Annotated in this window: 20 protein-coding genes and 2 pseudogenes; 16 read left to right on the plus strand and 6 right to left on the minus strand. The window is 69.7% G+C overall.

Annotated elements, in window-relative coordinates; genetic code table 11:
• The first annotated feature begins 55 nt into the window (after nt 1-55).
• Nucleotides 56-751 (plus strand): class I SAM-dependent methyltransferase, encoded by a 696-nt coding sequence (locus ACWD04_RS28345; RefSeq protein ID WP_451136576.1) that lies wholly within the window; start codon nt 56-58, stop codon nt 749-751.
• A 10-nt stretch (nt 752-761) separates the two neighbouring features.
• Here ACWD04_RS28345 and ACWD04_RS28350 read toward each other — a convergent pair.
• Nucleotides 762-996 (minus strand): annotated as a pseudogene (locus ACWD04_RS28350) (fic family toxin-antitoxin system, toxin component); the annotation flags it as partial.
• 255 nt (nt 997-1,251) lie between these two features.
• Between ACWD04_RS28350 and ACWD04_RS28355 the strand changes: the two are divergent.
• The 7 genes and pseudogenes from ACWD04_RS28355 to ACWD04_RS28385 all read left to right on the plus strand — a co-directional run.
• The gene (locus tag ACWD04_RS28355; RefSeq protein WP_451136577.1) at nt 1,252-1,506 is read left to right on the plus strand and encodes a hypothetical protein; all 255 of its coding nucleotides are present in this window, start codon (nt 1,252-1,254) and stop codon (nt 1,504-1,506) included.
• Between the two features lie 304 nt (nt 1,507-1,810).
• Nucleotides 1,811-3,148, plus strand: a complete 1,338-nt coding sequence (locus ACWD04_RS28360) for a hemolysin family protein (protein ID WP_451136578.1) — start codon at nt 1,811-1,813, stop codon at nt 3,146-3,148.
• The gene (locus ACWD04_RS28365; protein ID WP_451136579.1) at nt 3,145-4,164 is read left to right on the plus strand and encodes a hemolysin family protein; all 1,020 of its coding nucleotides are present in this window, start codon (nt 3,145-3,147) and stop codon (nt 4,162-4,164) included. Before ACWD04_RS28360 ends, ACWD04_RS28365 begins: the two co-directional genes overlap by 4 nt.
• 104 nt (nt 4,165-4,268) lie before the next feature.
• Nucleotides 4,269-5,105, plus strand: a complete 837-nt coding sequence (locus tag ACWD04_RS28370) for an SGNH/GDSL hydrolase family protein (RefSeq protein WP_451136580.1) — start codon at nt 4,269-4,271, stop codon at nt 5,103-5,105.
• A 98-nt stretch (nt 5,106-5,203) separates the two neighbouring features.
• Nucleotides 5,204-6,004 carry an SAM-dependent methyltransferase gene (locus ACWD04_RS28375; protein ID WP_451136581.1) on the plus strand — a complete coding sequence of 267 codons (801 nt, stop codon included), beginning with the start codon at nt 5,204-5,206 and terminating at the stop codon, nt 6,002-6,004.
• A gap of 104 nt (nt 6,005-6,108) precedes the next feature.
• Complete coding sequence (purB, locus tag ACWD04_RS28380; RefSeq protein WP_451136582.1) at nt 6,109-7,551, plus strand: adenylosuccinate lyase; 1,443 nt, start codon at nt 6,109-6,111, stop codon at nt 7,549-7,551.
• Between the two features lie 25 nt (nt 7,552-7,576).
• Nucleotides 7,577-7,715: pseudogene (locus ACWD04_RS28385) on the plus strand (mismatch-specific DNA-glycosylase); the annotation flags it as partial.
• A gap of 402 nt (nt 7,716-8,117) precedes the next feature.
• Here the strand turns inward: ACWD04_RS28385 and ACWD04_RS28390 are convergent.
• A complete protein-coding gene (locus ACWD04_RS28390) occupies nt 8,118-8,861 on the minus strand; it encodes an ABC transporter permease (protein ID WP_451136583.1) in 744 nt (247 codons plus the stop codon).
• A gap of 5 nt (nt 8,862-8,866) precedes the next feature.
• Nucleotides 8,867-9,802, minus strand: coding sequence for an ABC transporter ATP-binding protein (locus tag ACWD04_RS28395; RefSeq protein ID WP_451136584.1), 936 nt, complete (start codon nt 9,800-9,802; stop codon nt 8,867-8,869).
• Nucleotides 9,803-9,909: 107 nt separating this feature from the next.
• On the opposite strand from ACWD04_RS28395, the gene ACWD04_RS28400 reads away from it, so the two are divergent.
• From ACWD04_RS28400 to ACWD04_RS28410, 3 genes are all read left to right on the plus strand, one after another.
• Nucleotides 9,910-11,082 carry a sensor histidine kinase gene (locus ACWD04_RS28400; RefSeq protein ID WP_451136585.1) on the plus strand — a complete coding sequence of 391 codons (1,173 nt, stop codon included), beginning with the start codon at nt 9,910-9,912 and terminating at the stop codon, nt 11,080-11,082.
• A 4-nt stretch (nt 11,083-11,086) separates the two neighbouring features.
• Nucleotides 11,087-11,737, plus strand: a complete 651-nt coding sequence (locus tag ACWD04_RS28405; protein ID WP_451136586.1) for a response regulator transcription factor — start codon at nt 11,087-11,089, stop codon at nt 11,735-11,737.
• Between the two features lie 138 nt (nt 11,738-11,875).
• On the plus strand, nt 11,876-13,033 hold the full coding sequence (locus ACWD04_RS28410; protein WP_451136587.1) for an ROK family transcriptional regulator: 1,158 nt from the start codon (nt 11,876-11,878) through the stop codon (nt 13,031-13,033).
• Between the two features lie 126 nt (nt 13,034-13,159).
• On the opposite strand, the gene ACWD04_RS28415 is transcribed toward ACWD04_RS28410, so the two are convergent.
• Together ACWD04_RS28415 and sigJ are read right to left on the minus strand one after the other, a co-directional pair.
• Nucleotides 13,160-13,927: a GntR family transcriptional regulator gene (locus tag ACWD04_RS28415; RefSeq protein WP_451136588.1), complete on the minus strand. Its 768-nt coding sequence runs from the start codon at nt 13,925-13,927 to the stop codon at nt 13,160-13,162.
• Nucleotides 13,928-14,235: 308 nt separating this feature from the next.
• A complete protein-coding gene (sigJ, locus tag ACWD04_RS28420; protein WP_451136589.1) occupies nt 14,236-15,120 on the minus strand; it encodes an RNA polymerase sigma factor SigJ in 885 nt (294 codons plus the stop codon).
• Between the two features lie 145 nt (nt 15,121-15,265).
• Here sigJ and ACWD04_RS28425 point away from each other — a divergent pair, with 145 nt between their 5' ends.
• The 3 genes from ACWD04_RS28425 (at nt 15,266) to ACWD04_RS28435 (ending at nt 19,635) form a co-directional block, all read left to right on the plus strand.
• The gene (locus tag ACWD04_RS28425; RefSeq protein WP_451136590.1) at nt 15,266-16,093 is read left to right on the plus strand and encodes an alpha/beta fold hydrolase; all 828 of its coding nucleotides are present in this window, start codon (nt 15,266-15,268) and stop codon (nt 16,091-16,093) included.
• Nucleotides 16,094-16,523: 430 nt separating this feature from the next.
• Nucleotides 16,524-18,104 (plus strand): alkaline phosphatase D family protein, encoded by a 1,581-nt coding sequence (locus ACWD04_RS28430; protein WP_451136591.1) that lies wholly within the window; start codon nt 16,524-16,526, stop codon nt 18,102-18,104.
• A 97-nt stretch (nt 18,105-18,201) separates the two neighbouring features.
• A complete protein-coding gene (locus tag ACWD04_RS28435) occupies nt 18,202-19,635 on the plus strand; it encodes a GNAT family N-acetyltransferase (RefSeq protein ID WP_451136592.1) in 1,434 nt (477 codons plus the stop codon).
• On the opposite strand, the gene ACWD04_RS28440 is transcribed toward ACWD04_RS28435, so the two are convergent.
• Nucleotides 19,520-20,785: a trans-sulfuration enzyme family protein gene (locus ACWD04_RS28440; RefSeq protein ID WP_451136593.1), complete on the minus strand. Its 1,266-nt coding sequence runs from the start codon at nt 20,783-20,785 to the stop codon at nt 19,520-19,522. The genes ACWD04_RS28435 and ACWD04_RS28440 overlap by 116 nt on opposite strands.
• A gap of 59 nt (nt 20,786-20,844) precedes the next feature.
• Between ACWD04_RS28440 and ACWD04_RS28445 the strand changes: the two genes are divergently transcribed.
• Together ACWD04_RS28445 and ACWD04_RS28450 are read left to right on the plus strand one after the other, a co-directional pair.
• Nucleotides 20,845-21,393 carry an Lrp/AsnC family transcriptional regulator gene (locus ACWD04_RS28445; protein WP_451136594.1) on the plus strand — a complete coding sequence of 183 codons (549 nt, stop codon included), beginning with the start codon at nt 20,845-20,847 and terminating at the stop codon, nt 21,391-21,393.
• A 49-nt stretch (nt 21,394-21,442) separates the two neighbouring features.
• Nucleotides 21,443-23,128 carry a DUF885 domain-containing protein gene (locus ACWD04_RS28450; RefSeq protein ID WP_451136595.1) on the plus strand — a complete coding sequence of 562 codons (1,686 nt, stop codon included), beginning with the start codon at nt 21,443-21,445 and terminating at the stop codon, nt 23,126-23,128.
• The last annotated feature ends 115 nt before the right edge of the window (nt 23,129-23,243 follow it).

The following is a 23,243-nucleotide window of genomic DNA, read 5'->3' on the forward strand; positions in this document are numbered from 1 at the left end:
ACGGGGAAGAATTCAAGGAGGGCCATAGCCACGCGCCCTCCGAGGAGGCCCGATCATGCGACGGCGCAGCGCACCTGTCCCCCGGGACGCCGTGCACCACCCGGTATTCGCCCGCTTCTACGCCCGGATGAGCGTGACCGCCGACCTCAAAGGGGGTGTGGCGGGGCATCGCGACGAGCTTCTCACCGGTCTCTCCGGCCGTGTCATCGAGATCGGGGCGGGTAACGGTCTCAACTTCGCGCACTACCCGGGGGCCGTGTCCGAAGTGGTGGCGATCGAGCCGGAGCGCATACTGCGGCAGCTGGCGGCAGGTGCGGCGCTGCGTGCGAAGGTGCCGGTCGATGTGGTTCCGGGCACGGCCGAGGCGCTGCCGGTCAAAAGCGAGGCGTTCGACGCGGCAGTGGCCTCGCTGGTCCTGTGCACCGTCTGGGACCTGCCGCGTGCGCTGGCGGAGATCAAGCGGGTGCTGAGGCCGGGCGGTGAGCTGCGGTTCTTCGAGCACACCCTGGCGCCCGGCCGGGCGCTGGCGACGGCGCAGCGGGCAGCGGACCGCACCTTGTGGCCACTGCTCTTCGGGGGCTGTCACACGGCGCGGGACACCGTCGCGGCGATCGAGGAGGCAGGCTTCGAGCTGGGGCTGTACCGCAGCTTCCGTATCCCGGAGAAGGGTCTGCAGCTGCCGAGCTCCCCTTGTGTACTCGGCGTGGCCCGTCGGTCCGCCGTCTTGGACCGCTCGGCGCGGGCGAACTGAGCTGCCCCGGTCACAGGCTCCACCGGCGCAGCTCGTCCGCGATGTGACCGGACGTCGGCCTTACCCTCCTCCACCGGACGGGCCAGATCGCGCACCTGCTCGGGAGAGGTGATGACCTTCAAGCCTGAAGCGACGAGATAGCCCTGGGCGGCGGAGGCGAGTATTGCGTTGGAGTGCTCGAGCGCGGGTACACAGGGGAGCAGTTGCAGCGTGGCGGCAGCCCGGGAGTGCGGGTCGTTGCAGACGAGGCCGGCTCCTGGGCGGCCTGGCCCGCCTCCTCGCCCGCCGCGAGGCCACCGCCGAGGCCGGTGGCGGCACGCCCGCAGAAGCGGGCTCACCTCGCGGCCGTCGCCACGGAGGGCCGCCACCCCCGCCCTTACCGCTGCGGGCCCGTCCCCTTCGGCGAGCCCCGCAGGCGTCTCATGGACGGCGCAATGGTCACTGATCAGGTGGCCCTCGGATTCGGCCGGCATCGACGACCGCTCCGGTCGACTTGGACCATGACCGATCTTGCTGTCCGCTGCACCACCCTCTCGGACACGGACGCCGTACCGCACTCCTGGCGCGAGGCGGCGGAAGGCACCGGCATCACCGATGCCCACGACGGCCCGACCCGGCTGATCGCACGGGATCCGGAAGCCCTGCTCCCCCGCGGAGCGGGACGGCCGGATCGCCGGCAAGGTATCGCCGCCGCACTGACGGATGCCGCCGAACGACGGTTCCTCGCCCGGGACGGGCGGCGGGTCGATGCATAATCCTCGAGGCAGACGAACAGGAACATCACGCATGGTGTGCGACTGACTACCGCCACGAGAACCACTGGCGGCGCCTGATCAAGCCCCTGTGACTGGGTCCGGGCCGTCGGCTGCCTGCAGCTTGGTGCCGCGAACCACGCTCCGGACCGAGTACTTTGCCGATCCTTTACTATGTATCCTCGACCGTCCGACACTCTTTCGAAAGGTGTGAGCGTCCGCCCATGGGCGAGCCTCCTAGTAGTCGATACCGCCGACATCGCGCGAACCTTCTGCCCCTGCCCGATCATGGGACGGAGGTGAACCGATGACCGAAGTGGTTCTGCTCCTCGTGGCGCTGATGCTCTCCCTCGCCTGCGGCGCATTCGTGGCAGCCGAGTTCTCTTTGACCACCGTGGAGCGCGGCGAGCTCGAACGGGCCGTCGAACGAGGAGACCGTGGCGCGTCCGGAGCGCTCAAGGCCGTACGCAGCCTCACCTACCAGCTCTCCGGTGCACAGCTCGGTATCACCGTCACCAACCTGGTCGTGGGCATGCTCTCCGAGCCGTCCATCTCCAAGCTGATCCAGGGGCCGGTGGAAGCAACCGGGCTGTCGCCCGGCGTGTCCTCCTCGCTGGCGCTCGTGATCGGCACAGCGCTGTCCACCGTGGTGCTGATGGTGGTCGGCGAGCTCGTCCCCAAGAACTGGGCGATCTCCTCACCGCTGGCCGTCGCCAAGGCGGTCGCCGCGCCGCAGCGCGCGTTCACGGCGGTGTTCCGGCCTTTCATCACCCATCTCAACAACACCGCCAACCGGATCCTGAGGCGCTTCGGCCTCGAGCCGGCCGAGGAGCTGGCCTCCGCGCGAAGCCCGCAGGAGCTGGTGGCCCTGGCACGCCACTCCGCGAAGGAGGGCGCGCTCGAGGCGGACACCGCCGAGCTGTTCGTACGTACGCTCAACCTGTCCGAACTGACCGCGGAGAACGTGATGACCCCGCGCGTCCAGGTCACCGCCCTCGATGTGCAGGCGACTGCCGAGGACGTCGCCAACGCCACCCGGGCGACCGGCCTCTCCCGGTTCCCCGTCTACCGGGGCAGCCTGGACTCAGTCGTCGGTGTCGCGCACATCAAGGACGTGCTGGCCATTCCCGCGGACCAGCGGCCCCGTAAGCGGGTGTCGGACATGCTGCGCGAACCGTTGCTGGTGCCGGAGACGCTCACGGTGGACCGCCTGCTGGACCGGCTCTCGGGAAAGCTGGCCATGGCCGTCGTCATCGACGAGTACGGCGGCACGGCGGGAGTCGTGACGCTGGAGGACATCGTGGAGGAAGTCGTAGGCGAGGTGCGGGACGAACACGACCCTCACGAGACCCCCGATCTGGCGGCCGCGGGCGAGGACGCGGACGGACGCACCCTGTGGTCCGCCGACGGAGCGGCCCGCATGGACCAGCTCCGCACCATCGGGCTGCGCGTACCGGACGGGCCGTACGAGACCCTGGCCGGGCTGATCGCCACGGAGGTCGGCCGCATTCCGGTGGTCGGCGACACCGTCGAGCTCACGGGCTGGCGAATCGACGTGGTGGACGCTTCGGGGCACCGTGCCGCGCGTGCGCTGCTGCACGCACCGCTGCCCGGTAGCGACGAGTCGGCGGAGGACGAACGATGATCGCCGTCCAGCTCTTCATCGGCTTGCTGACCCTGGTCGTCAACGCCTTCTTCGTCGGCGCGGAGTTCGCTCTGATCTCCGTACGCCGCAGTCAGATCGAGCCCGAGGCCGAAGCCGGGAACCGGCGGGCCCGCAGCGTCATCTGGGGCCTGGAGCACGTGTCGGCGCTTCTCGCGGCGGCGCAGCTGGGCATCACGCTCTGCACGCTGGTACTGGGTATCGTCGCCGAGCCCGCCATCGCACATCTGCTGGAGCCCGTCTTCGACTCGGTGGGGGTGCCGCACGGACTGGTGCACCCGATCTCGTTCGTCATCGCGCTGACCGTGGCGACGTATCTGCACATGCTGCTGGGCGAGATGGTGCCGAAGAACATCGCGTTGGCCGAGCCAGCCCGCACCGCGCTGCTGCTCGGACCGCCGCTGGTGACTCTCGCCAGGGCGCTGAAGCCGGTGATCTTCGCGATCAACGCCTTCGCGAACGCGCTGCTCAAGCTCATGCGGGTGGAGACCAAGGACGAGGTCTCAGCGACCTTCTCCGACGACGAACTGGCACGCCTCGTCAAGGACGCGGAGGACTCCGGGCTCGTCGACGACCGCTCGGCGGACCGTCTGCGCCACGCGCTGGAGCTGGGCCGCCGCCCGGTCCAGGACGTTCTCCTTCCGGTCGACCGGGTGCTGTACACCAGGGTCGGTACGACCCCGGAGGAGCTGGAGCGGCTCTCGCACGAGTCCGGCTTCTCGCGTTTCCCGGTGATGGACAGCGAGCAGCGCATCATCGGGTACCTCCACGTGAAGGACGCGCTGGACGCCACGCCGCGCGATGTGCCGTTCCCGGTGACGGCTCTGCGGCCGATTGCCCGAGTGCGGGCGGCGACGCCGCTGGACGACGTGCTCACCGCGTTGCGGAGGAGCCGCACGCACCTGGCCGCCGTACTCGACGAGGACGGCCGGCTGGCAGGCATGATCACGATGGAGGACGTCCTGCGTGAGCTGGTCGGCAGGCCCCAGGTCCGCTGACGTCGGCTCCCGGTGACGGGCACGGGGAGGGGGCACCGTGCCCCTCCCCCGCGCTCCTGCGGCCCCTGACGGCGGCCCTCTGTCGCGGTACGATCGGCAGCGCCATGGAATTGAATGCCTCCTACACCAGTCTCGTCGCGGTCGGCGACTCGTTCACCGAGGGCATGTCGGATCTGCTGCCCGACGGTTCCTACCGCGGCTGGGCCGATGTCCTCGCCACCCGTCTCGCGGCCCACACGCCCGGATTTCGGTACGCCAATCTCGCCGTACGGGGAAAGCTCATCGGCCAGATCGTGGACGAGCAGGTCCCGGTCGCCGCGGCCCTGCAACCGGACGTGATCACCGTTGTCGGCGGACTCAACGACACCCTGCGGCCGAAGTGCGACATGGGCATGGTCCGTGGTCGCCTGGAGGAGGCGGTGGAGCGTCTCGCGCCGTCGTGCAGAACCTTGGTGCTGATGCGCAGCCCCGGGCGCAACGGTCCGGTTATGGAACGCTTCCGTCCGCGCATGGAAGAGCTGTTCGCGCTGGTCGGCGACCTGGCCGAACGCCATGGCGCACTGGTGGCTGACCTGTACGGCGCGGAGTCGCTGGGCGATCCGCGGATGTGGGATGTCGACCGGCTGCACCTGACGGCCGAGGGCCACCGCAGGGTCGCGGAAGCGGTATGGCAGACGCTGGGGCTGCCCGCGGAGAGCGACTGGCGGACCCCGATGCCCGCCACTGCGCCCGCACGGTGGGCGCAGCGGAGGATCGACGACGTCCGGTTCGCCCGGCAGCATCTGATGCCCTGGATCGGGCGGCGCCTGACCGGGCGCTCCTCCGGCGACGGCCGGGCCGGCGCGCAGTTCGACGCGGGGCTGGGTAAGGCGTTCTGGATCACTCCCGAGGACGTGTCAGCGCCCGGACCGGTGGCAGGCTGGCGCCGGCTGGACGGCTGACGCATTGGCGCAGTTTTCCCTGTTACGCATGTGACTGGTGGGGCAGCATAGGTGCTCAGCGCGCAGGAACACCCTGGGCACCGGAGCGGGGAGTGCCCATGAGCGGCGTACCGGACATCCAAGAGCAGGCGGACGGGATCGACACCGGCAAGCCTCACTCGGCACGGGTCTGGAACTACTGGCTGGGCGGCAAGGACAACTACGAGGTCGACCGCCAGTTGGGCGCGACGATGGAGAAGCTCTATCCGCAGATCATCGATATCGCGCGTGCCTCCCGTCGCTTCCAGGCCCGGGCGGTCCGCCATCTGGCCGGAGAGGCGGGGATTCGGCAGTTCCTCGATCTCGGCACCGGCCTGCCGACCGCGAACGCGACCCACGAGGTCGCACAGGCCGTCGTCCCCTCAGCGCGCGTGGTCTACGTGGACCACGACCCGATCGTGCTCGCCCATGCACGCGCGCTTCTGACCAGCAGCCCCGAGGGTGCCACGAACTACGTGCACGCGGATCTGCGGGACACCGGGACCGTGCTGCGGGAGGCAGCCCGGACCTTGGATCTTCAGCAGCCGGTGGCGCTGATGGTGCTCTCCACCCTGGGACACATCGCCGATTCGGGCGAGGCTGCCGCCATTCTGCGCGGCTATCTCGACGCGGTCCCCGCCGGAAGCTACCTGATGCTGTGCGACACCATCGAGACGGAGGAGACCCGGGCGGCTTCCGACGAGTACGCCAGCGGTGGCGCCATGCCGTACATCTCGCGCCCCAAGGAGATCGTGCGTTCCTTCGCGGACGGGCTCGATCTCGTCGAACCGGGATTCGGCTCGATCAGCCTGTGGCGCCCCGAGGGGCCTGCGGCCGACCTGCCGGTGGACCAGTGGGGCTTCGTGGCCGCGAAGCGGTGAGGGCCGCCGGGCCCTGCGGCGGGAGGCCAGGCAGAGCATTCGTAGGAAGCCACATACCGGCCCGCGGCGCGGACCTGCAGTAACCGCCAGTAGAATCCGGACACGTGACTGCTGTGTCTGCGAAGCCTCGCATCCCCAATGTCCTGGCCGGCCGCTATGCCTCTACGGAGCTGGCCGTCCTTTGGTCCCCCGAGCAGAAGGTGAAGCTGGAACGTCAGCTGTGGCTGGCGGTGCTGCGCGCTCAGAAGGACCTCGGGATCGAGGTGCCCGACGCGGCGCCGGCCGACTACGAGCGTGTGATCGACCAGGTCGACCTCGCCTCGATCGCTGAGCGCGAGAAGGTCACCCGGCACGACGTGAAGGCCCGGATCGAGGAGTTCAACGCCCTCGCCGGCCATGAGCAGGTCCACAAGGGCATGACCTCCCGGGACCTCACCGAGAATGTCGAGCAGCTGCAGATCCGGCTCTCGCTGGAGCTGATGCGCGACCGTACGGTGGCGGTCCTGGCGCGTCTGGGCAAGCTCGCGGCGGAGTACGGCGAGCTGGTCATCGCGGGCCGCTCGCACAACGTCGCCGCGCAGGCGACGACGCTCGGCAAGCGCTTCGCCACCGCCGCGGACGAGCTGCTGGTGGCGTACGGGCGGCTGGAGGACCTGCTGGGCCGTTACCCGTTGCGCGGCATCAAGGGGCCCGTCGGCACGGCGCAGGACATGCTGGACCTGCTCGGCGGCGACGCGGGCAAGCTCGCCGACCTGGAGCAGCGCATCGCCGGGCACCTCGGCTTCGCGCACGCCTTCACCTCCGTCGGCCAGGTCTACCCCCGTTCCCTCGACTACGACGTTGTGACCGCGCTGGTGCAGCTGGCCGCCGCGCCCTCTTCGGTCGCCAAGACCATCCGGCTGATGGCCGGGCACGAGCTCGTGACCGAGGGCTTCAAGCCCGGCCAGGTCGGCTCGTCGGCGATGCCGCACAAGATGAACACCCGCTCCTGCGAGCGCGTCAACGGCCTGATGGTGATCCTGCGCGGCTACGCGTCGATGACGGGCGAGCTGGCGGGCGACCAGTGGAACGAGGGCGATGTGTCCTGCTCCGTGGTCCGCCGGGTCGCTCTTCCGGATGCCTTCTTCGCATTCGACGGTCTGCTCGAGACCTTCCTCACCGTGCTCGACGAGTTCGGAGCGTTCCCCGCGGTCGTGGCGCGTGAGCTGGACCGCTACCTTCCCTTCCTCGCCACGACCAAGGTGCTGATGGGTGCGGTGCGGGCCGGAGTCGGCCGCGAGGTCGCGCACGAGGCCATCAAGGAGAACGCGGTCGCCTCGGCTCTCGCCATGCGGGAGCAGGGCGCGGAACGCAACGAGCTGCTGGACAAGCTGGCCGCGGACGAACGGATCCCGCTCGGCCGCGATGGGCTCGATGCCCTGATGGCGGACAAGCTCTCGTTCACCGGCGCGGCGGGCGACCAGGTCACCGCCCTGGTGTCGAGGATCGAGGAAATCGCCAAGCAGCACCCGGAAGCCGCCGCGTACACCCCCGGCTCCATCCTCTGACTGCCGACTGCGCACCTTCGGCCGTATGACACCCGAAGAGCTGCTGCGCCGCCCGCGCCCGCGTCGTACCCGACGTGGTCGCGGGCGGTCCGCGTGTGCTGTTCTGCGGCATCAACCGGAGCCTCTTGACTGCCGCTACCGGGCACCACTTCGCCCATCCGGGCACATGCCGTCCAGACGATGCGAGACGCAGTTGTCGGCCACATGAAAGCCCAGACTGTAGTCCGCTACAACGTTCAGACGGTCCTGCAGCTAGGCCCCTCGTCTCCCCACTCCGGCAGGAGCTGCTGCGGGGCTGTCGCGAACCGGGGCGCCGCAGAAGCGGACTCCTCTTCACTCAGGGCGGGTCCACCACGGTGACCAGAACCCTCAACGCGCAGCCCGGCATGTCATCCTCCTGGTTGAGCACCACGACGATCCACCGGCCGCCGACACCTCACAGCTGGAGATGTTCGCAGCTGGCTCAGCCCAGGGTTCCGCCATCACCTCCCCCCGCCGTCATCCGTTCCTGTGCGCTACAGACTGACGACCTGGGATTCGCCCCGGCGCAGCCAACCCGTCGTCGCTCAGGCGTCCCGCTTCCGCAGGGTCCACCATCCTGCGACCAGAGCAACGGCCGCCCACCCCGCGGTGACGGCAAGCCCCGTCCACGGTCCGAGACTCCCCTCCTGGTGTCCGCGGAGCACCATCTGACCTGCCCGGTCAGGGAGATACTGGGCGACGCCTCCTGCTATGTCTCCGACCACGAAGGAAACGATCAGGATGAAGGGGATGAGCAGGCTGAGTACGGCAACCGCGCTGCGCAACACCGCCGTCAGCCCTGCTGCGAGCAGAGCCATCAGAGCGAGGTATACACCACCACCGAACACGGCGCGCAGGGACCCTGGTTCGCCAAGACGAATCGTGTACTCGCCCATGAACAGCTGCCCCACCAGAAATGTGGCGATGCTGGTGATCAGCCCTACGATCAAGGCGAGCCCACCGACCACCGCCATTTTCGCGACGTAGAAGAGGCTGCGGCTGGGAACGGCCGTGAGCGATACCCGCAGGGCTCCGTTCAGGAACTCGGACGACAGAGCGGTCGCGCCGAAGCTGATGGCCGCGATCTGGCCGAAGTTCAGCGCGTAGAAGGCGGAGAAAAGTAGGTCGTTACCTGGGTTGTCCGCTTCCGCCTGCCCGACGGTGGAGGAGGCGAGCACGGTGACGGCGGTGGTGGCGGCGAAGACCGCTATGAGGGAACCGGAAACGGACCGCAGCGATTTGATCTTGATCCACTCGGAGCGCAGTACCGCGGTCGTCGACATGGTCATGCTGGTCAGGCCTCCTGGCCGGCGGAGGGGGATGTGATGACAGCGAATTCCGTTTCGGCCGCCGTGAGATCGAGGTAGGCCTCTTCCAGCGTGGCCTGCTCATCGATGAGTTCGAGAAGAGGGATACCTTCCAAGGCGGCCAGGGCCCCGATTTCCTCAGCTGTGGCTCCGTCGACCGTCCAGCGTCCGTTGTCGCCCTGTGCCGGCTCGTACCCCTTGAGGAGCAGCGCATCACGCAGTCGCGTGGATTCCGTCGTGCGGAGCCGGACGCCGGGCCGGCTCCGGGAAGCGAGGAACTCCCGCATCGGCATGTCGACAAGGAGCCTCCCCTTACCGAGGACGACCAGGTGGTCGGCGAACGAAGAGGTCTCGTTCATCAGGTGGCTGGAGACCAGTACCGTACGGCCTTCACCGGCCAGCTTCCGCATCAGCTCTCGGATCCAGACAATTCCCTCTGGATCCAGCCCGTTCGACGGCTCGTCCAGCATCACCACCTCCGGATCGCCGAGAAGTGCCGCGGCGATACCGAGCCGCTGCCGCATTCCGAGCGAGAACGTCTTGATCCGCCGCCCGCCGACCGAGTCGAGACCGGCCTCCACGAGTACCTCTGCGACCCTGGTGCGCGCTATCCCGTTACTGGTGGCGAGCGCGAGCAAATGATTGCAGGCGGTGCGCGAGCCATGTGCCGCCTGAGCATCGAGCAGCGCGCCGACCCGGCGCAGCGGATTGCCCAGCGATGCGTAGGGCTGTCCACCGATCGTGGCGGAACCGCCGGTCGCCCGGTCCAGCCCGAGGGCCAGGCGCATGGTGGTGGACTTGCCCGCGCCGTTGGGCCCGAGGAAGCCGGTCACCCGGCCAGGTCGCACGCTGAACGTGAGGTGGTCCACGGCGCGGGTGGTTCCGTAGTCCTTGGTGAGCTCATGCACGTCAATGCTGGTCATGACCTCAGCCTGGCCCTCGCTCCCGGTCCGCGGCCTCCCCCGCCCGGGTGATCCGTCTCCCTCTCCCGGGGGAGTCGTCCCCCGACCTGCCCTGGCACGATGGCAGCATGCGCCGCTTCCTCGCAATGCTGGCCAAACCGGCCACGTACAGTCGCTGGCTGCACCTGCTCATTCCTGTCGCCGTAGGCAGCGTGTGGTTGTTCATCTCCCCGAGCACGCCGTGGATGCCGTTCCTCTTCGCGATACCTGTCGGGCTGCTTCCGGCAATGCGTCTGGCCGAAGGGGTTCAGGCACAGCTGCTCCTCACTCCCGAGCAGCGGGGCCACCCCGACGCCGCGATCTCCGCAAGGTCTGCCACGACTTGGGCAGACCGCTGGCGCACCGTTGCCTGGCTGGAGCTGCGGCTGGCGCTCGCGACGATGACGTGCTTCGCGACGGTCTGGCTGTCGGCGACGACGTTCGATCTCGTGCGAGGTTCGTTCGGAACGCCTCCGAGCGATGTATGGCTGGCCCGTGGTCTCGCGCCCGGCTGGTGGTGCGCCCTGCTCGCACCTATGCCGATCCTTATACTTCTCGGGCTGGTCGTCCTGTGCGGTGAAGTGGCCGCGGCAGCGGCCCGCGGGCTGCTGGGACCATCGCCGACCGAGCGGATGACCGCCTTGGAGCAGCGCACCGAGCAATTGCTGGAGCGCAACCGGATAGCGCGCGAGCTTCATGATTCGATCGGACATGCGCTGACGGTCGCGGTGGTACAGGCAGGAGCTGCAAGGACAGCGGGGAACCCGGAGTTCACCGCGCGCGCCCTCGCCGCCATCGAGGAGACGGGGCGCAACGCACTGGACGATCTGGAACGAGTCCTGGGTGTGTTGCGCGAGTCCGGCGTTCCCGCCGGCGGGCGTCCGACCCTGGCGGAGGCCGACCGGCTACTGGAATCGGCCCGCGGCTCCGGGGCGAAGATCGACGTGGAAATGACCGGCCCGCTGGAGTTGGTGCCCGGCCCGGTGTCCCGCGAGGGATACCGGATTCTGCAGGAGTCACTCACCAATGTGCTGCGTCACGCCGGCGCCGTACCCGTGCGGGTGAGGATCGTCGTGGCGGGGGACCAACTGGAGTTGGAGGTGGCCAACCCCCTCCAAGGCTGGCCACGCGGCTCAACCAGGGGCAGCGGCCTCAGAGGCATACGGGAGCGGGCCGCCCTGCTGGGCGGCAAGGCCAGAACCGGCCCGCACGAAGGAGAATGGAGAGTGCGCGCGACCCTTCCGCTGGACCGCATACGCTGACCGGATGCCGGTTACCGTTCTTCTGGTCGACGACGAACCCCTGGTGCGCGCGGGGCTGCGCGCGGTCCTGGAATCACAGCCCGACATCGAGGTGGTGGGTGAGGCCACCGACGGTGCGGCGGTGATCCCCCTGGTGAGCCGGCTTCGGCCCGCCGTAGTGGCGATGGATGTGCGCATGCCGCTGATGGACGGCATCGAGGCGACTCGGGCGGTGCTGCGCACCGTCGCCGATCCGCCGAAGATCCTGGTGGTGACAACGTTCGAGAACGACGAGTACGTCTACGAGGCACTGAGGGCCGGCGCTGACGGGTTTCTGCTCAAGCGAGCCCGTCCCGCCGAGATCGTGCACGCAGTACGGCTGGTAGCGGAGGGCGAGTCCCTGCTGTTCCCCGCGGCTGTCCGGCAGCTCGTCGCGGAGTACGGCACGAGTAAGGCGCGCGCCGCGATGGACCGGGCGGCGCTCACGGACCGCGAAGCGACGGTACTCCGCCTGATGGCACGGGGCCTGACAAACGCCGAGATCGCCGCCGAGCTCATCGTCGGCGTGCAGACGGTGAAGACACATGTCAGCGCCCTGCTTGCCAAGTTGGGGGCCAGGGACCGCACACAGGCGGTGATCGCCGCCTACGAGTCCGGTTTCGTGGCTCCACATTGACCGAGGACGACGCTCACACAGCCGTGACCTGCTCCGCGCGCCTCTCACCAGGTGCTGGTCGCCGAGGTTGCTGGTCGCCGCGGTCGGGGTCAGCGAGTACGATCCGGCAGACATGCGCACGACCTGGGAGGACACACGGTGGGCCGGCTGACCGGTGGTGACCCGTCTCTGTTGCGGAGGATCAATTCCGCGGTGGTACTGCACGCCCTGCGAGGGGCGGATTCGCCCACGTTCACGGATCTGACCCGGATCACAGGTTTATCGCGTCCCACGGTCGAGGGTGTCGTCGAAGGGCTCTTCGCGGCGGGCCTGGTGGTGGAGGCGCTGCCCGACGAGAGAGGAGCCAGGCGCCAGGGCCGCCCCGCCAGGCGGTTCAGGTTCCGTTCCGAGGCCGGGCATCTGCTGGGTGTCGAGATCGGCTCGCACCGCGTATCGGTCCTGCTGTCCGGCCTCGACGGCCGGATCGTGGGCGCAGGCTCCCGTGACGTCTCCGAGACCGCGTGCGCGGACGACAGGATCGACCAGGTCAGAGCTGCGATCGCCGAGGTGCTGCGGCGCACCGGGGTGGCTCGGAGCAGCTTGCGTGCGGTCGGGGTCGGTAGCCCTGGCATCGTCGAGGCCGACGGCACCGTGCGCCTGGGAACGGCGCTGCCGGACTGGACCGGACTCGCGCTCGGCGAGAGGCTGCGGCGTTCTTTCAGGTGTCCGGTCCTGGTGGAGAACGACGCCAACGCCGCAGCGGTGGCGGAACATTGGAAGGGCGCGGCGACCGAGTCCGACGACATCGTCTTCGTCCTGGCGGGCTTGAGCCCGGGTGCGGGTTCGCTGATCGGCGGACGGCTGCACCGCGGGTTCGGCGGTGCAGCCGGGGAGATCGGTGCACTGCATCTCCTGGGCCGCGATGTGACTCCGGAACACCTTCTCTCCACTACGGACACTCCGCTCGACCCTTTGGACGAGCACGCCGTCGCTGCCGTTTTCACGAAGGCCCGGGACGGCGACGCCGGTGCCCAGGCCGCCGTCGCGCGGTTCATACAACGGCTGGTGCACGACGTCGCCGCCCTGGTGCTGGCGCTCGATCCGGAGCTGGTGGTGATCGGCGGGTGGGCCGCCGGTCTGGACGGTGTTCTCGATCCGCTCCGCGACGAGCTCGCCCGCTACTGCCTGCGCCCACCTCGGGTGGCCCTCTCGCTCCTCGGCGAGGCAGCCGTCGCGACCGGCGCGCTGCGGCTGGCACTCGACCACGTGGAGGAGCAGCTCTTCGCCGTGGAGGGAACAGTGACGGCCCGCCGCTGAGAGCGACGGGCCGCACAAGAGAGGCGATCGGACCCGGCCGGTTGGACCGCGGCGATCGGGCCGCAGCGCCACAGGGGGGCAGGAACCTCCGGACTGGAACCGCTCGGGGGCCCGACGGGCCCGACGTCAGGAGGCTTTGCGCTCCTGCTCGTCGTGGCGGATCTCCAGCGCCCCGGAATCCCCGAAGGTGAGCCGGCAGGTGTCCGCCCGGTATGTGGCGACGGAGACAGCTGCTGTACCCGCGGCGGCCAAGTACCGAGTGGTGACCACCAGGACCGGCGCGCCCGGGAGCCGGTCGAGTTCCTTCGCGTCGTCCGCGCGTGCCGACCCGAGTTCGACCGAGCGGTCCTGGCCGTCGAGGTCGAGACGATGCAGCTCCCTCAGGACGCTCAGGGCCCGGGCGGGCCCTGAGGGTGTTTCGATCGCGGAGAGTTCGGGCACCGACGACGTCGGGACGTACAAGAGCTCCGCCGCGACGGCCTGCCCCTGGGCGACACGGATGCGGCGTACCACGTGCACCGGCTCTCCGGCGAGCGTGTCGAGCATGACGGCGACCGCGGCAGGGGCAGTCGCCGTGGTGCACTCGACGGCCTGCCATGCCTCGTCCGTCTCGCCGCCCGCCCAGCCGTGCTGAGCGGTGGCGACGGCCACTCCGAGCCGGGGCGGGGCGACCGTCGTGCCGACGCCGCGGCGTCGCTGCAGCCTTCCGTCGAGCTCGAGCTGCTCCAGTGCCTGACGGAGTGTCGCCCTGGCGACACCGAAGCGGGCCGCGAGGTCCCGTTCGTTGGGCAGTACCTCTCCCACCGCGAAGTCCGAATCGAGCGCCTCGCTGAGCACGGTCCTGAGGTGCCGGTACTTCGGCTCCTGCACCGCTTCCAGCTGCGTGGTCCCCACCCTGTCCTCCGCATCCGCCCGGCGGCATGTTTTCCGCGACGTTATTTATTAAAGGTTCCTGCCTTATCGTTCAGACCTTAGGACGGCGGACCACCTTGGTCAAGACCAATCCTCGCGCGGTAACGCAGCGAAACGGTTCACTGCCGCAGAGCGTTCACGGGGCGTTCGCGCGCCGTCGTACCCGGGCACCACGAAGCCCCACGGCCGACCGAGAACGCCCTTGGTCGAGCTCGCGGGGCAAGTGGGGCGCATGGGCACGTGGTGCGCACAGGGGTCACAGCGCTGGCGGGGCCCGATCTCTCGCGTCGCTAGCCCACCGGCACTCCGGCTAGTTTGTCCGGGTTGCGGATGGCATAGACGCACCGGATGACCCCACCTTGGATGTCGGCCTGGAACACCGTGTCCACCACCCCGTCCGCGCTGAACACCAAGGCGGGACCGCCATTGAGCTCCAGGATCCGGACCCCCATATCGGTGGGCCACTCCTGCCCCACCGCGAAGAGGAAGCGTCCTACCTTGTCCGCGCTCTCGATGATCCGCCGTGGCGCCTTCGCCTTGCCTCCGCTGTCGCTGACAAGGCGCACATCGGGAGCCAGCAAGGCGAGCAGCTGCTCCAGGTCCCCGCCCGAAGCGGCGGTGAGGAAGCGCTCGGTGAGGTCGCGCCGCATCTCCGGATCCACGTCGTACCGCGGCTTACGCTCCTCCACATGGCGCTTGGCGCGGCCGGCGAGCTGCCTCACGGCCGCGCCGGAGCGGTCGAGAGCGGCGCCGATCTCCGTGTACGGGAAACCGAAGGCCTCGCGCAGGACGAAGACCGCACGCTCCAGCGGGCTGAGGGTCTCGAGGACGACGAGCACAGCGACGGACACGGAGTCGGCGAGCACCGCACGTTCCGCGGAATCCGGGACGGCGTGGCCGAATTCGGTGACCACCGGTTCGGGCAGCCAGGGCCCCACGTACGCCTCGCGCCGCGACCGCAGGTGGCGCAGCCGGTCCATGGCCAGACGTGTGGTGATCCGCACGAGGAAGGCCCTCGGCTCCCGCACGTCTTCACGCCCGGCCGACGACCAGCGCAGCCACGCCTCCTGCACCACGTCCTCGGCGTCGGCGACGCGGCCGAGCATGCGGTAGGCGACCCCGGTGAGGAAGAGCCGGTGTTCTTCGAAGACCTCGGTCACGGTGTCGGCAGTCACTCTCCCATCCCAGCCGACACGCCTCAGGGTGTCCAGCGGGAATCGCACACGCCCCTTGAACTACAAGCTACCCGACGGTAATTATGTTTGACGAGACGTCTGGTTCCGCCTCCTCAGCCCGGTACATCTGTCCCGAGGAGAAAGCATGGCTACCACCGTCTCGTTCGCGGTCGACACCCCCGCCGGTGCTCGTACGGTCGACGTGGCGTATGAACGGAGTGGTACGGGTGAGCCGTTGGTGTTGCTGCACGGCATCGGCCATCACCGTCAGGCGTGGGACCCGGTCCTGCGCATCCTGGCGGCCGAGCGGGATGTGATCGCCGTGGACCTGCCCGGATTCGGCGCCTCACCGGCGTTGCCGCACGGGCTCGCCTATGACCTGCCAATCATGGTCCCGGTGCTCGGTTCGTTCTTCGACACCCTGGGCGTGGCCCGGCCGCATGTCGCCGGGAACTCCTTGGGGGGCCTGCTGGCCCTGGAGCTGGGCCGGGAGAAGCTCGTGCGTTCGGTGACGGCGCTGTCCCCCGCCGGGTTCTGGACGCGGAGCGAGCGCCGCTACGCCTTCGGCGTGCTGCGGGCGATGCGCGGAGCGGCTCTCTCGATGCCGATGCCGCTGATCGAGCGGCTTGCGCAGAGCTCGTCCGGCCGCACCGCGCTGACCAGCACCATCTATGCGCACCCGGGCCGCCGTTCACCCGGTGCGGTCGTGTCGGAGACCGTCGCCCTGCGCGAAGCCACCGGATTCCGTCAGACCCTCGCGGCCGGCCTGACCGTCACGTTCACTGATGTACCCGACGTCCCCGTCAGTATCGCCTGGGGCAGCAAGGACCGACTTCTCCTGCGCCGGCAGGGTGTCAGGGCCAAGCACGTGATCCCCGGCGCACGACTCGTCCGGCTTCGGGCGTGCGGCCACGTCCCGATGAACGACGACCCTGCCGCCGTGGCGCGGGTGATCCTCGACACGAGCCGCTGACGCGACGGCGCCGCCCCCGTCCCGGAACGCCCGAACCCAGCATCACCCCAAGGCCCACCAGCAGGATCCCCGCGCCGTGACCCGCTTCGTACGTATCCGTACCGACCAGCGGTGCGGTGAGTGCGGCCGATTCGTGGATCAGCCGGGAGAAGAGTGTGGCGCGCTCAAGCCGATCGGCCGCATACCGCTGTACCAGCACACGAAGCCGATGACGATGACACCCGCACGGCGTCCGACTCCCGGCTGAGGCGACGCGGAGTGCCCCGGCTGCGCGGAGCGCCCCCGGCGGGTGAGACGTAGGCAGCACGGGCCGACCGGTTGTTCACCTGCGGTTGGCATGCCGGCCGCTGCCGGGGACTAGGTATGAGTCTGTCATCAGCCTGTACGACCGCGCTGTTCCCGCAGCCCTCTCGCCCCTGGAGGCGCATCGATGTCGAACCGTCCCCCCATCCCGGCCCCGGGCCGCCGCACCGTGCTGCGCGGCTCGCTCCTGGCATCGGCCGCCATCGCTGTGCCCGCAGCGGTCACCACCGCGCCCGCGTTCGCTCTGTCGGGCCGGCCGAGCGCGTCATGGGGCGTGCAGGTCGGTGATGTGACGGCGTCGTCCGCCCTGGTGTGGGTACGTTCCGACCGCCCCGCCAGGATGTCGGTGGAGACGTCCGCGACGGAGTCCTTCCGCCGCGCCCGCACCTGGCACGGCCCGCTGATCGGCGCCGGTACGGACTTCACCGGCACAACCCCGCTCTACGGACTGCCGGCCGGCGAGCAGATGCACTACCGGGTGACGCTCGCGGACCCGCACGACCCCCGCCGGACCGGCAAGCCGGTGTACGGAACCTTCCGCACGGCTCCGGCCCGCCGCCGGGACGGGGTGCGGTTCCTCTGGTCCGGCGACATCGCGGGGCAGGGCTGGGGAATCAACCCCGACATCGGCGGCTACCGGGTGTATGACGAGATGCGCCGTCTGGACCCGGACTTCTTCCTGTGCAGCGGCGACAACATCTACGCGGACGGGGTGCTCGAGCCCAGCGTGACGCTGCCCGACGGGCGGATCTGGCGCAACATCACGACCCCGGAGAAGTCGAAGGTCGCCGAGACCCTGGACGAGTACCGTGGGAACTTCCGGTACAACCTGATGGACGACAACCTGCGGGCGTTCAACGCGCAGGTTCCCTCCATCATCCAGTGGGACGACCACGAGGTACGCAACAACTGGTACCCGGGGCAGATCCTCGACGACGTCCGCTACACCGAGAAGAACGTGGATCGGCTCGCGGCGCGTTCGATGCGGGCGTTCCGCGAGTACTTCCCGGTACCGACGCTGCAGAGCCCGCCGGACGAACGGCGCATGCACCGTGTCGTGCGGCACGGCCCTTTGCTCGACGTGTTCGTGCTGGACATGCGGTCTTTCCGCAACACCAACTCCCCCGGACGGCAGCCCGACGACACCACGGGCATCCTCGGCGCCGAGCAGCTGAGCTGGCTCAAGCGCGAACTGTCGCAGTCACGCGCGGTGTGGAAGGTGATCGCCGCCGATATGCCGCTGGGGCTGGTCGTCCCGGACGGAGCCACGGACTTCGAGGCGGTCGCGCAGGGCGACCCGGGCGCACCTCTGGGGCGGGAGTTGCAGATCGCCGAGTTGCTGCGTCACATCAAGCACCGGCGTATCACCGGCACCCTCTGGCTGACGGCCGATGTGCATTACACCTCTGCTCAGCATTACGCCCCCGAGCGCGCGGCCTTCAAGGACTTCGCACCGTTCTGGGAGTTCGTCTCGGGCCCGCTGGCCGCCGGCGGCTTCCCCGCCAACGCGCTGGACCGCACGTTCGGCCCGGAGCGGGTGTTCGTCCGGGCACCGGACCGGGCGAACGTGTCGCCCATGGAGTCGCCGCAGTTCTTCGGAGAGGTCGACATCGACGGCGGGAGCGGGGAGCTGACCGTGCGCCTCCGGGCGCAGGGCGGCACTGTCCTGTTCAGCAAGGTGCTGAAGCCGGGACGCACCGGGCAGTGACCCATGAAAAACGTACTGAAGACGACCAGATCCACACGTAACCCACCAGTCACAATGCGTTCGTGATCAGGCAACACCGGTCGGTCACAGTGAAGGCATGACTGATGTGACATCCGCGAAGAGCGTCCGCCGTCCGCACCACTGGCGGCGGGACCTGATCGAACTGGCCGCGCTCTTCACTGCGGTGGCCGTGGCCGACGCGATCGCCAACCTGATCGGGCACCAGCCCGACGGCCCCTATCTGCTCATGGCCTCGGCCGTGGCGCTGGTCGCCACGGCCGCCTTCCACACCTGGTGGGCGCGGCGGCACAGCCACGCGCCGCCGGACACCGGTCCCGGCACCGGCGCGGATCCGCAGCTCCCCTCCGCCGACGCCGGCGAGGCTGTCGATACGGTGCTGTGGCGCATGCGGACGACCGTGCGGGACGCCCCCGGCACCCTGGCCGCTCTCTGCATCGCCCTGGCCCGTCACCGCATCGACATCCTCACCCTGCAGACCCACCCGCTGGCCGAGGGCACCGTCGACGAGTTCCTGCTGCGTGCGCCCGCGACGCTGCCGGCCCAGCAGCTCACCCGGGAGATCTCCGCCGCCGGTGGGTCCTCCACCTGGATCGAGCGCGCGGACGCCCACGACCTGGTGGACACACCCACCCGGGTCCTCGGGCTCGCCACCCGCACAGCGCTGGACGCGGCCGAGCTCCCGCTCGCTCTGCGCCAGCTCCTGGGCCGGTGCACCATCCACTCGCTGCCCGCACTGTCGATCAGCAGCCGCCCCACCGGGGAGAACGCACCGGTGGAAGGCGTCCTGGAGGACACCGCGATGCGGCTGCGCGACCCCTCGGGCGGTGTCATCACCATCGAGCGCCCCTATCTCTCCTTCACCCCGACCGAGTTCGCCCGTGCCCGGGCCCTGGTCGAGCTCGACGCACGGCTCGGTCCGCGCGTACAACGCAGCGAGGACGTGCTCACCCTGCCCGAGGGCGACGAGATCACCGTCCGCCGCGCGGACCGCGGTGACCTCGACGCGGCCCTCGCCATGCACGGCCGCTGCTCCGAGCAGACTCTCGGCCTGCGGTACCACGGCCCGGCGCATGACGCAGACCGGTATCTGGACCACCTGCTCAGCCCGCGCTTCGGCCGCACACTCGCCGTGCAGACGGCCTCCGGCCGGCTGGTGGCGCTGGGTCATCTGCTCTGGGACGGGGACGAGACCGAGGTCGCCCTCCTCGTCGAGGACGACTGGCAGCGCCGCGGTATCGGTTCCGAGCTCCTCGGCCGGCTGGTGGCCCTGGCTGTCGAATCGGGCTGCGAGAGCGTGTACGCGGTGACGCAGGCACACAACACGGGGATGGTGGCCGCCATGAGGTCGCTTTCACTGCCTCTCGACTACCAGATCGAGGAGGGCACCCTGGTCGTCACCGCTCGACTGGCCGCGGCTCCCGCCCAGCCGATGACGGAACCGGTGACCCGCTCGGGGGCGCCGTCGACGTTGCGGCCACTCCCCCGGGCCGAGCAGGCGGAACAGCACTGAGCGCCTGACAGAGATCCGCCCAGAGGTCCTCGACGTCCTCGAGGCCGACCGACATACGCAGCAGCCGGTCATGGACACCCGCTGCCCTCCGGTCTCCCTCACCCACGATGCGGTGGCTGATGGAGGCCGGATGCTGGATGAGCGTGTCCACGCTGCCGAGGCTCACGGCGGGCGTGATCAGCCGTACTCCCGCGATGATGCCGTGGGGATCCCCGAACACCTCGAAGGACACCATCGCGCCGCCCACCTCCGGGTAGTGCACCCGCGCGACGCGGGGGTCGGCCGCGAGTCTGCGGGCCAGTTCCGACGCGGCGGCGGACGCGGCCCGGACCCGTACCGGCAGCGTGGACAGCCCGCGCAGCAGCAGATAGCCGGCCATCGGATGCAGCACGCCCCCGGTCGCGAACCGCACCTGCCGCAGGGTCGCGGCGAACTCCTCGTCGCAGGCGACGACGCCGCCCATCACGTCGCTGTGACCGCCCAGGAATTTGGTGGCGCTGTGCAGCACGATCCGGGCACCGTGTTCGAGCGGCCGCTGCAGCACGGGCGTGGCGAAGGTGTTGTCGACGAGAAGCGGCACGGAGCCGCAGGAGTGCGCCACGGCCCGGATGTCGATCTCGGCCAGCGTCGGGTTGGCGGGCGTCTCGACCATCACCAGACCGGTGTCCGGGCGGATCGCTTCGGCGATGCCCGCCGGATCCGTCCAGGTCACCTCTGTACCCAGCAGTCCGGCACTCAGGAGGTGGTCGCTGCAGCCGTAGAGCGGACGCACCGCGACCACATGGCGCAGCCCCAGGCTCGCTCGGGCCAGCAGAACGGCGGTGAGCGCCGCCATTCCGCTGGCGAAGGCGACTGCGCTCGCGGCGCCTTCCAGCCGGGCCAGCGCCGTTTCGAAGCGGGCCGTGGTCGGGTTGTCCAGCCGTGCGTACACGGGCGGCCCGTCGGGCCTGGCTCCGGTGGTGGCGAAGGCGTCGATGCGCTCGGCCTCGCCCCGGGAGTCGTACGAGGGATAGGTGGTGGACAGGTCAATCGGCGCGGCGTGCAGTCCGAGAGAGGCGAGATCGTCGCGTCCGGCGTGCACGGCTTCGGTGGCGAGCGCCCTGGACCGGAAGGGGGGCTGGGATGTCAGCGAGGAGGCTTCGGTGTCCATGACACCAGCCTGAACAGCAACCGGCCAGGAGTGCCCGCATGCCGTGTTACGTTCGGCGTATGCCTGAATCCGTCGCTCTCGACCCGGTCGATCTGCACATTCTGCGCCTCCTGCAGAACGACGCGCGGACGACGTACCGGGAGCTGGCCGCCGAGGTCGGAGTGGCACCGTCCACGTGTCTGGACCGTGTGGCACGGCTGCGCCGGTCCGGTGTGATCCTCGGGCACCGGCTGCGGCTCGATCCGGCGCGGCTCGGCCGCGGCCTGGAGGCGCTCCTGCTGGTTCAGGTCCGGCCGCACCGCAGGGAGCTCATCGGTCCGTTCGTCGAACGGACCAGAGCGCTGCCGGAGTCCCGGGCATTCTTCCACCTCACCGGACCCGACGACTATCTGGTGCATGTGGCCGTGGCCGACCCGAAGGATCTGCAGCGCCTGGTGCTGGACGAGTTCACCTCACGCCGCGAGGTGGCACGCGTGGAGACCCGGCTGATCTTCCAGCAGTGGGAGTGCGGCCCACTGATGCCGCCCACGAACAGCGCGCGGAATCCGGCCGGCACCCCGGAGACGCGTCCGGCTCCTTCGCGCCATGAGGATCTTCCTCCGGCCTAAGTCCGGTCCCACCGTGACGTGAAGGCCTTCGGCGTACGAAGATGTCCACATGTCAGACACATCGAGCAACGCGCTGCCGCGCCAGGTCGCCGACGCCTACGTCGACGCATACATCGAACTCGACCCGATCACCGGTACCTATCTCGGTGTCGCGGAAAGCTCCCGCCGGCTGCCCGATTTCTCGCCCGCAGGTCAGGCAGCCATGGCCGAACTCAGCCGCGCCACCCTCGTGGAGCTCGACGCCGCAGAGCGGGTGCCAGGCGCGGAAACCGACGAGGAAAGGCGTTGCGCACGGCTGCTGCGGGAACGCCTGACGGCCGAACTCGCCATCCATGAGGCCGAGGAGGGACTGCGGGCCGTTTCCAACATCCACTCCCCGGCGCACAGCCTCCGTGATGTGTTCACGGCGACACCCACCGCGACGGACGAGGACTGGGCCGCGGTCGTGGACCGCCTGCGTGCCGTACCGGCCGCGCTGGAAGGATATCGCGCCTCGCTCGCGCTCGGCCTGCAGCGCAAGCTGTACGGCGGCCCGCGCCCGACCGCGACGTTCATCGGGCAGCTGGGTACCTGGGCGGGAGAGGACGGCCCCGGATTCTTCCAGGATTTTGTGGTTGAGGGTCCGGGATCGCTGCGCACGGAGCTGGACGAGGCGGCCGGGCAGGCCGCCGCGGCCCTGGTCGCGCTGCGGGACTGGATGAGGGAGGTGTACGCCCCCACCGTCGAGGGCGCCCCCGACACCGTCGGCCGGGAGCGCTACGCCCGCTGGTCGCGCCAGTTCAACGGGACGGATCTGGATCTCGACGAGGCGTACGCGTACGGCTGGTCCGAGTACCACCGGCTGCTGGCCGAGATGAAGACCGAGGCGGACAAGGTCCTCCCGGGCGCGGGCCCTTGGGAGGCGCTCGCCCATCTCGATGTGCACGGCAAGCACATCGAAGGTGTGGACGAGGTCCGGGTCTGGCTGCAGAGCCTGATGGACGAGGCCATCGAGGCCCTCGACGGCACACACTTCGAACTCGCCGAGCGCGTACGCAAGGTGGAGTCCCGGATCGCTCCCGCGGGGGGCGCCGCCGCTCCGTACTACACCGGGCCCTCGGAAGACTTCTCGCGCCCCGGCCGCACCTGGCTCCCCACCATGGGCGAGACCCGCTTCCCCGTCTACGACCTGGTGTCCACCTGGTACCACGAGGGCGTGCCGGGCCACCATCTGCAGATCGCGCAGTGGACGCACGTGGCCGAGAGCCTTTCGCGCTACCAGGCGTCGGTCGGCCAGGTCAGCGCCAACGCCGAGGGCTGGGCCCTCTACGCCGAGCGGCTCATGGACGAACTGGGCTTCCTGCCAGACGCGGAGCGCCGCCTCGGCTATCTGGACGCGCAGATGATGCGTGCCTGCCGGGTGATCGTCGACATCGGCATGCATCTGGAGCTGGACATCCCCGCGGACTCGCCGTTCCACCCGGGTGAACGGTGGACACCGGCTCTGGCCCAGGAGTTCTTCGGCAGCCACAGCGGCCGTCCCGCCGACTTCGTGGAGAGCGAGCTGACCCGCTATCTGTCGATGCCCGGCCAGGCGATCGGCTACAAGCTGGGCGAGCGTGCCTGGCTGCTGGGCCGGGAGAACGCCCGGAAGGCCCACGGCGACGCGTTCGATCTCAAGGCCTGGCACATGGCGGCCCTGTCGCAGGGCTCGCTCGGCCTGGACGACCTGGTGGACGAGCTGTCCAGGCTCTGATCCAGGAGGGGCGGGGGGGGGGGGGGGGGGGGGGGGGGGCCCCGCCCCCCCCCCCCCCCCCCCCCCCCCCCCCCGGCCCCCCCCCCCCCCCCCCCCCCCCCCCCCCACACCCACA

Source organism: Streptomyces sp. NPDC002911, from assembly GCF_053591835.1.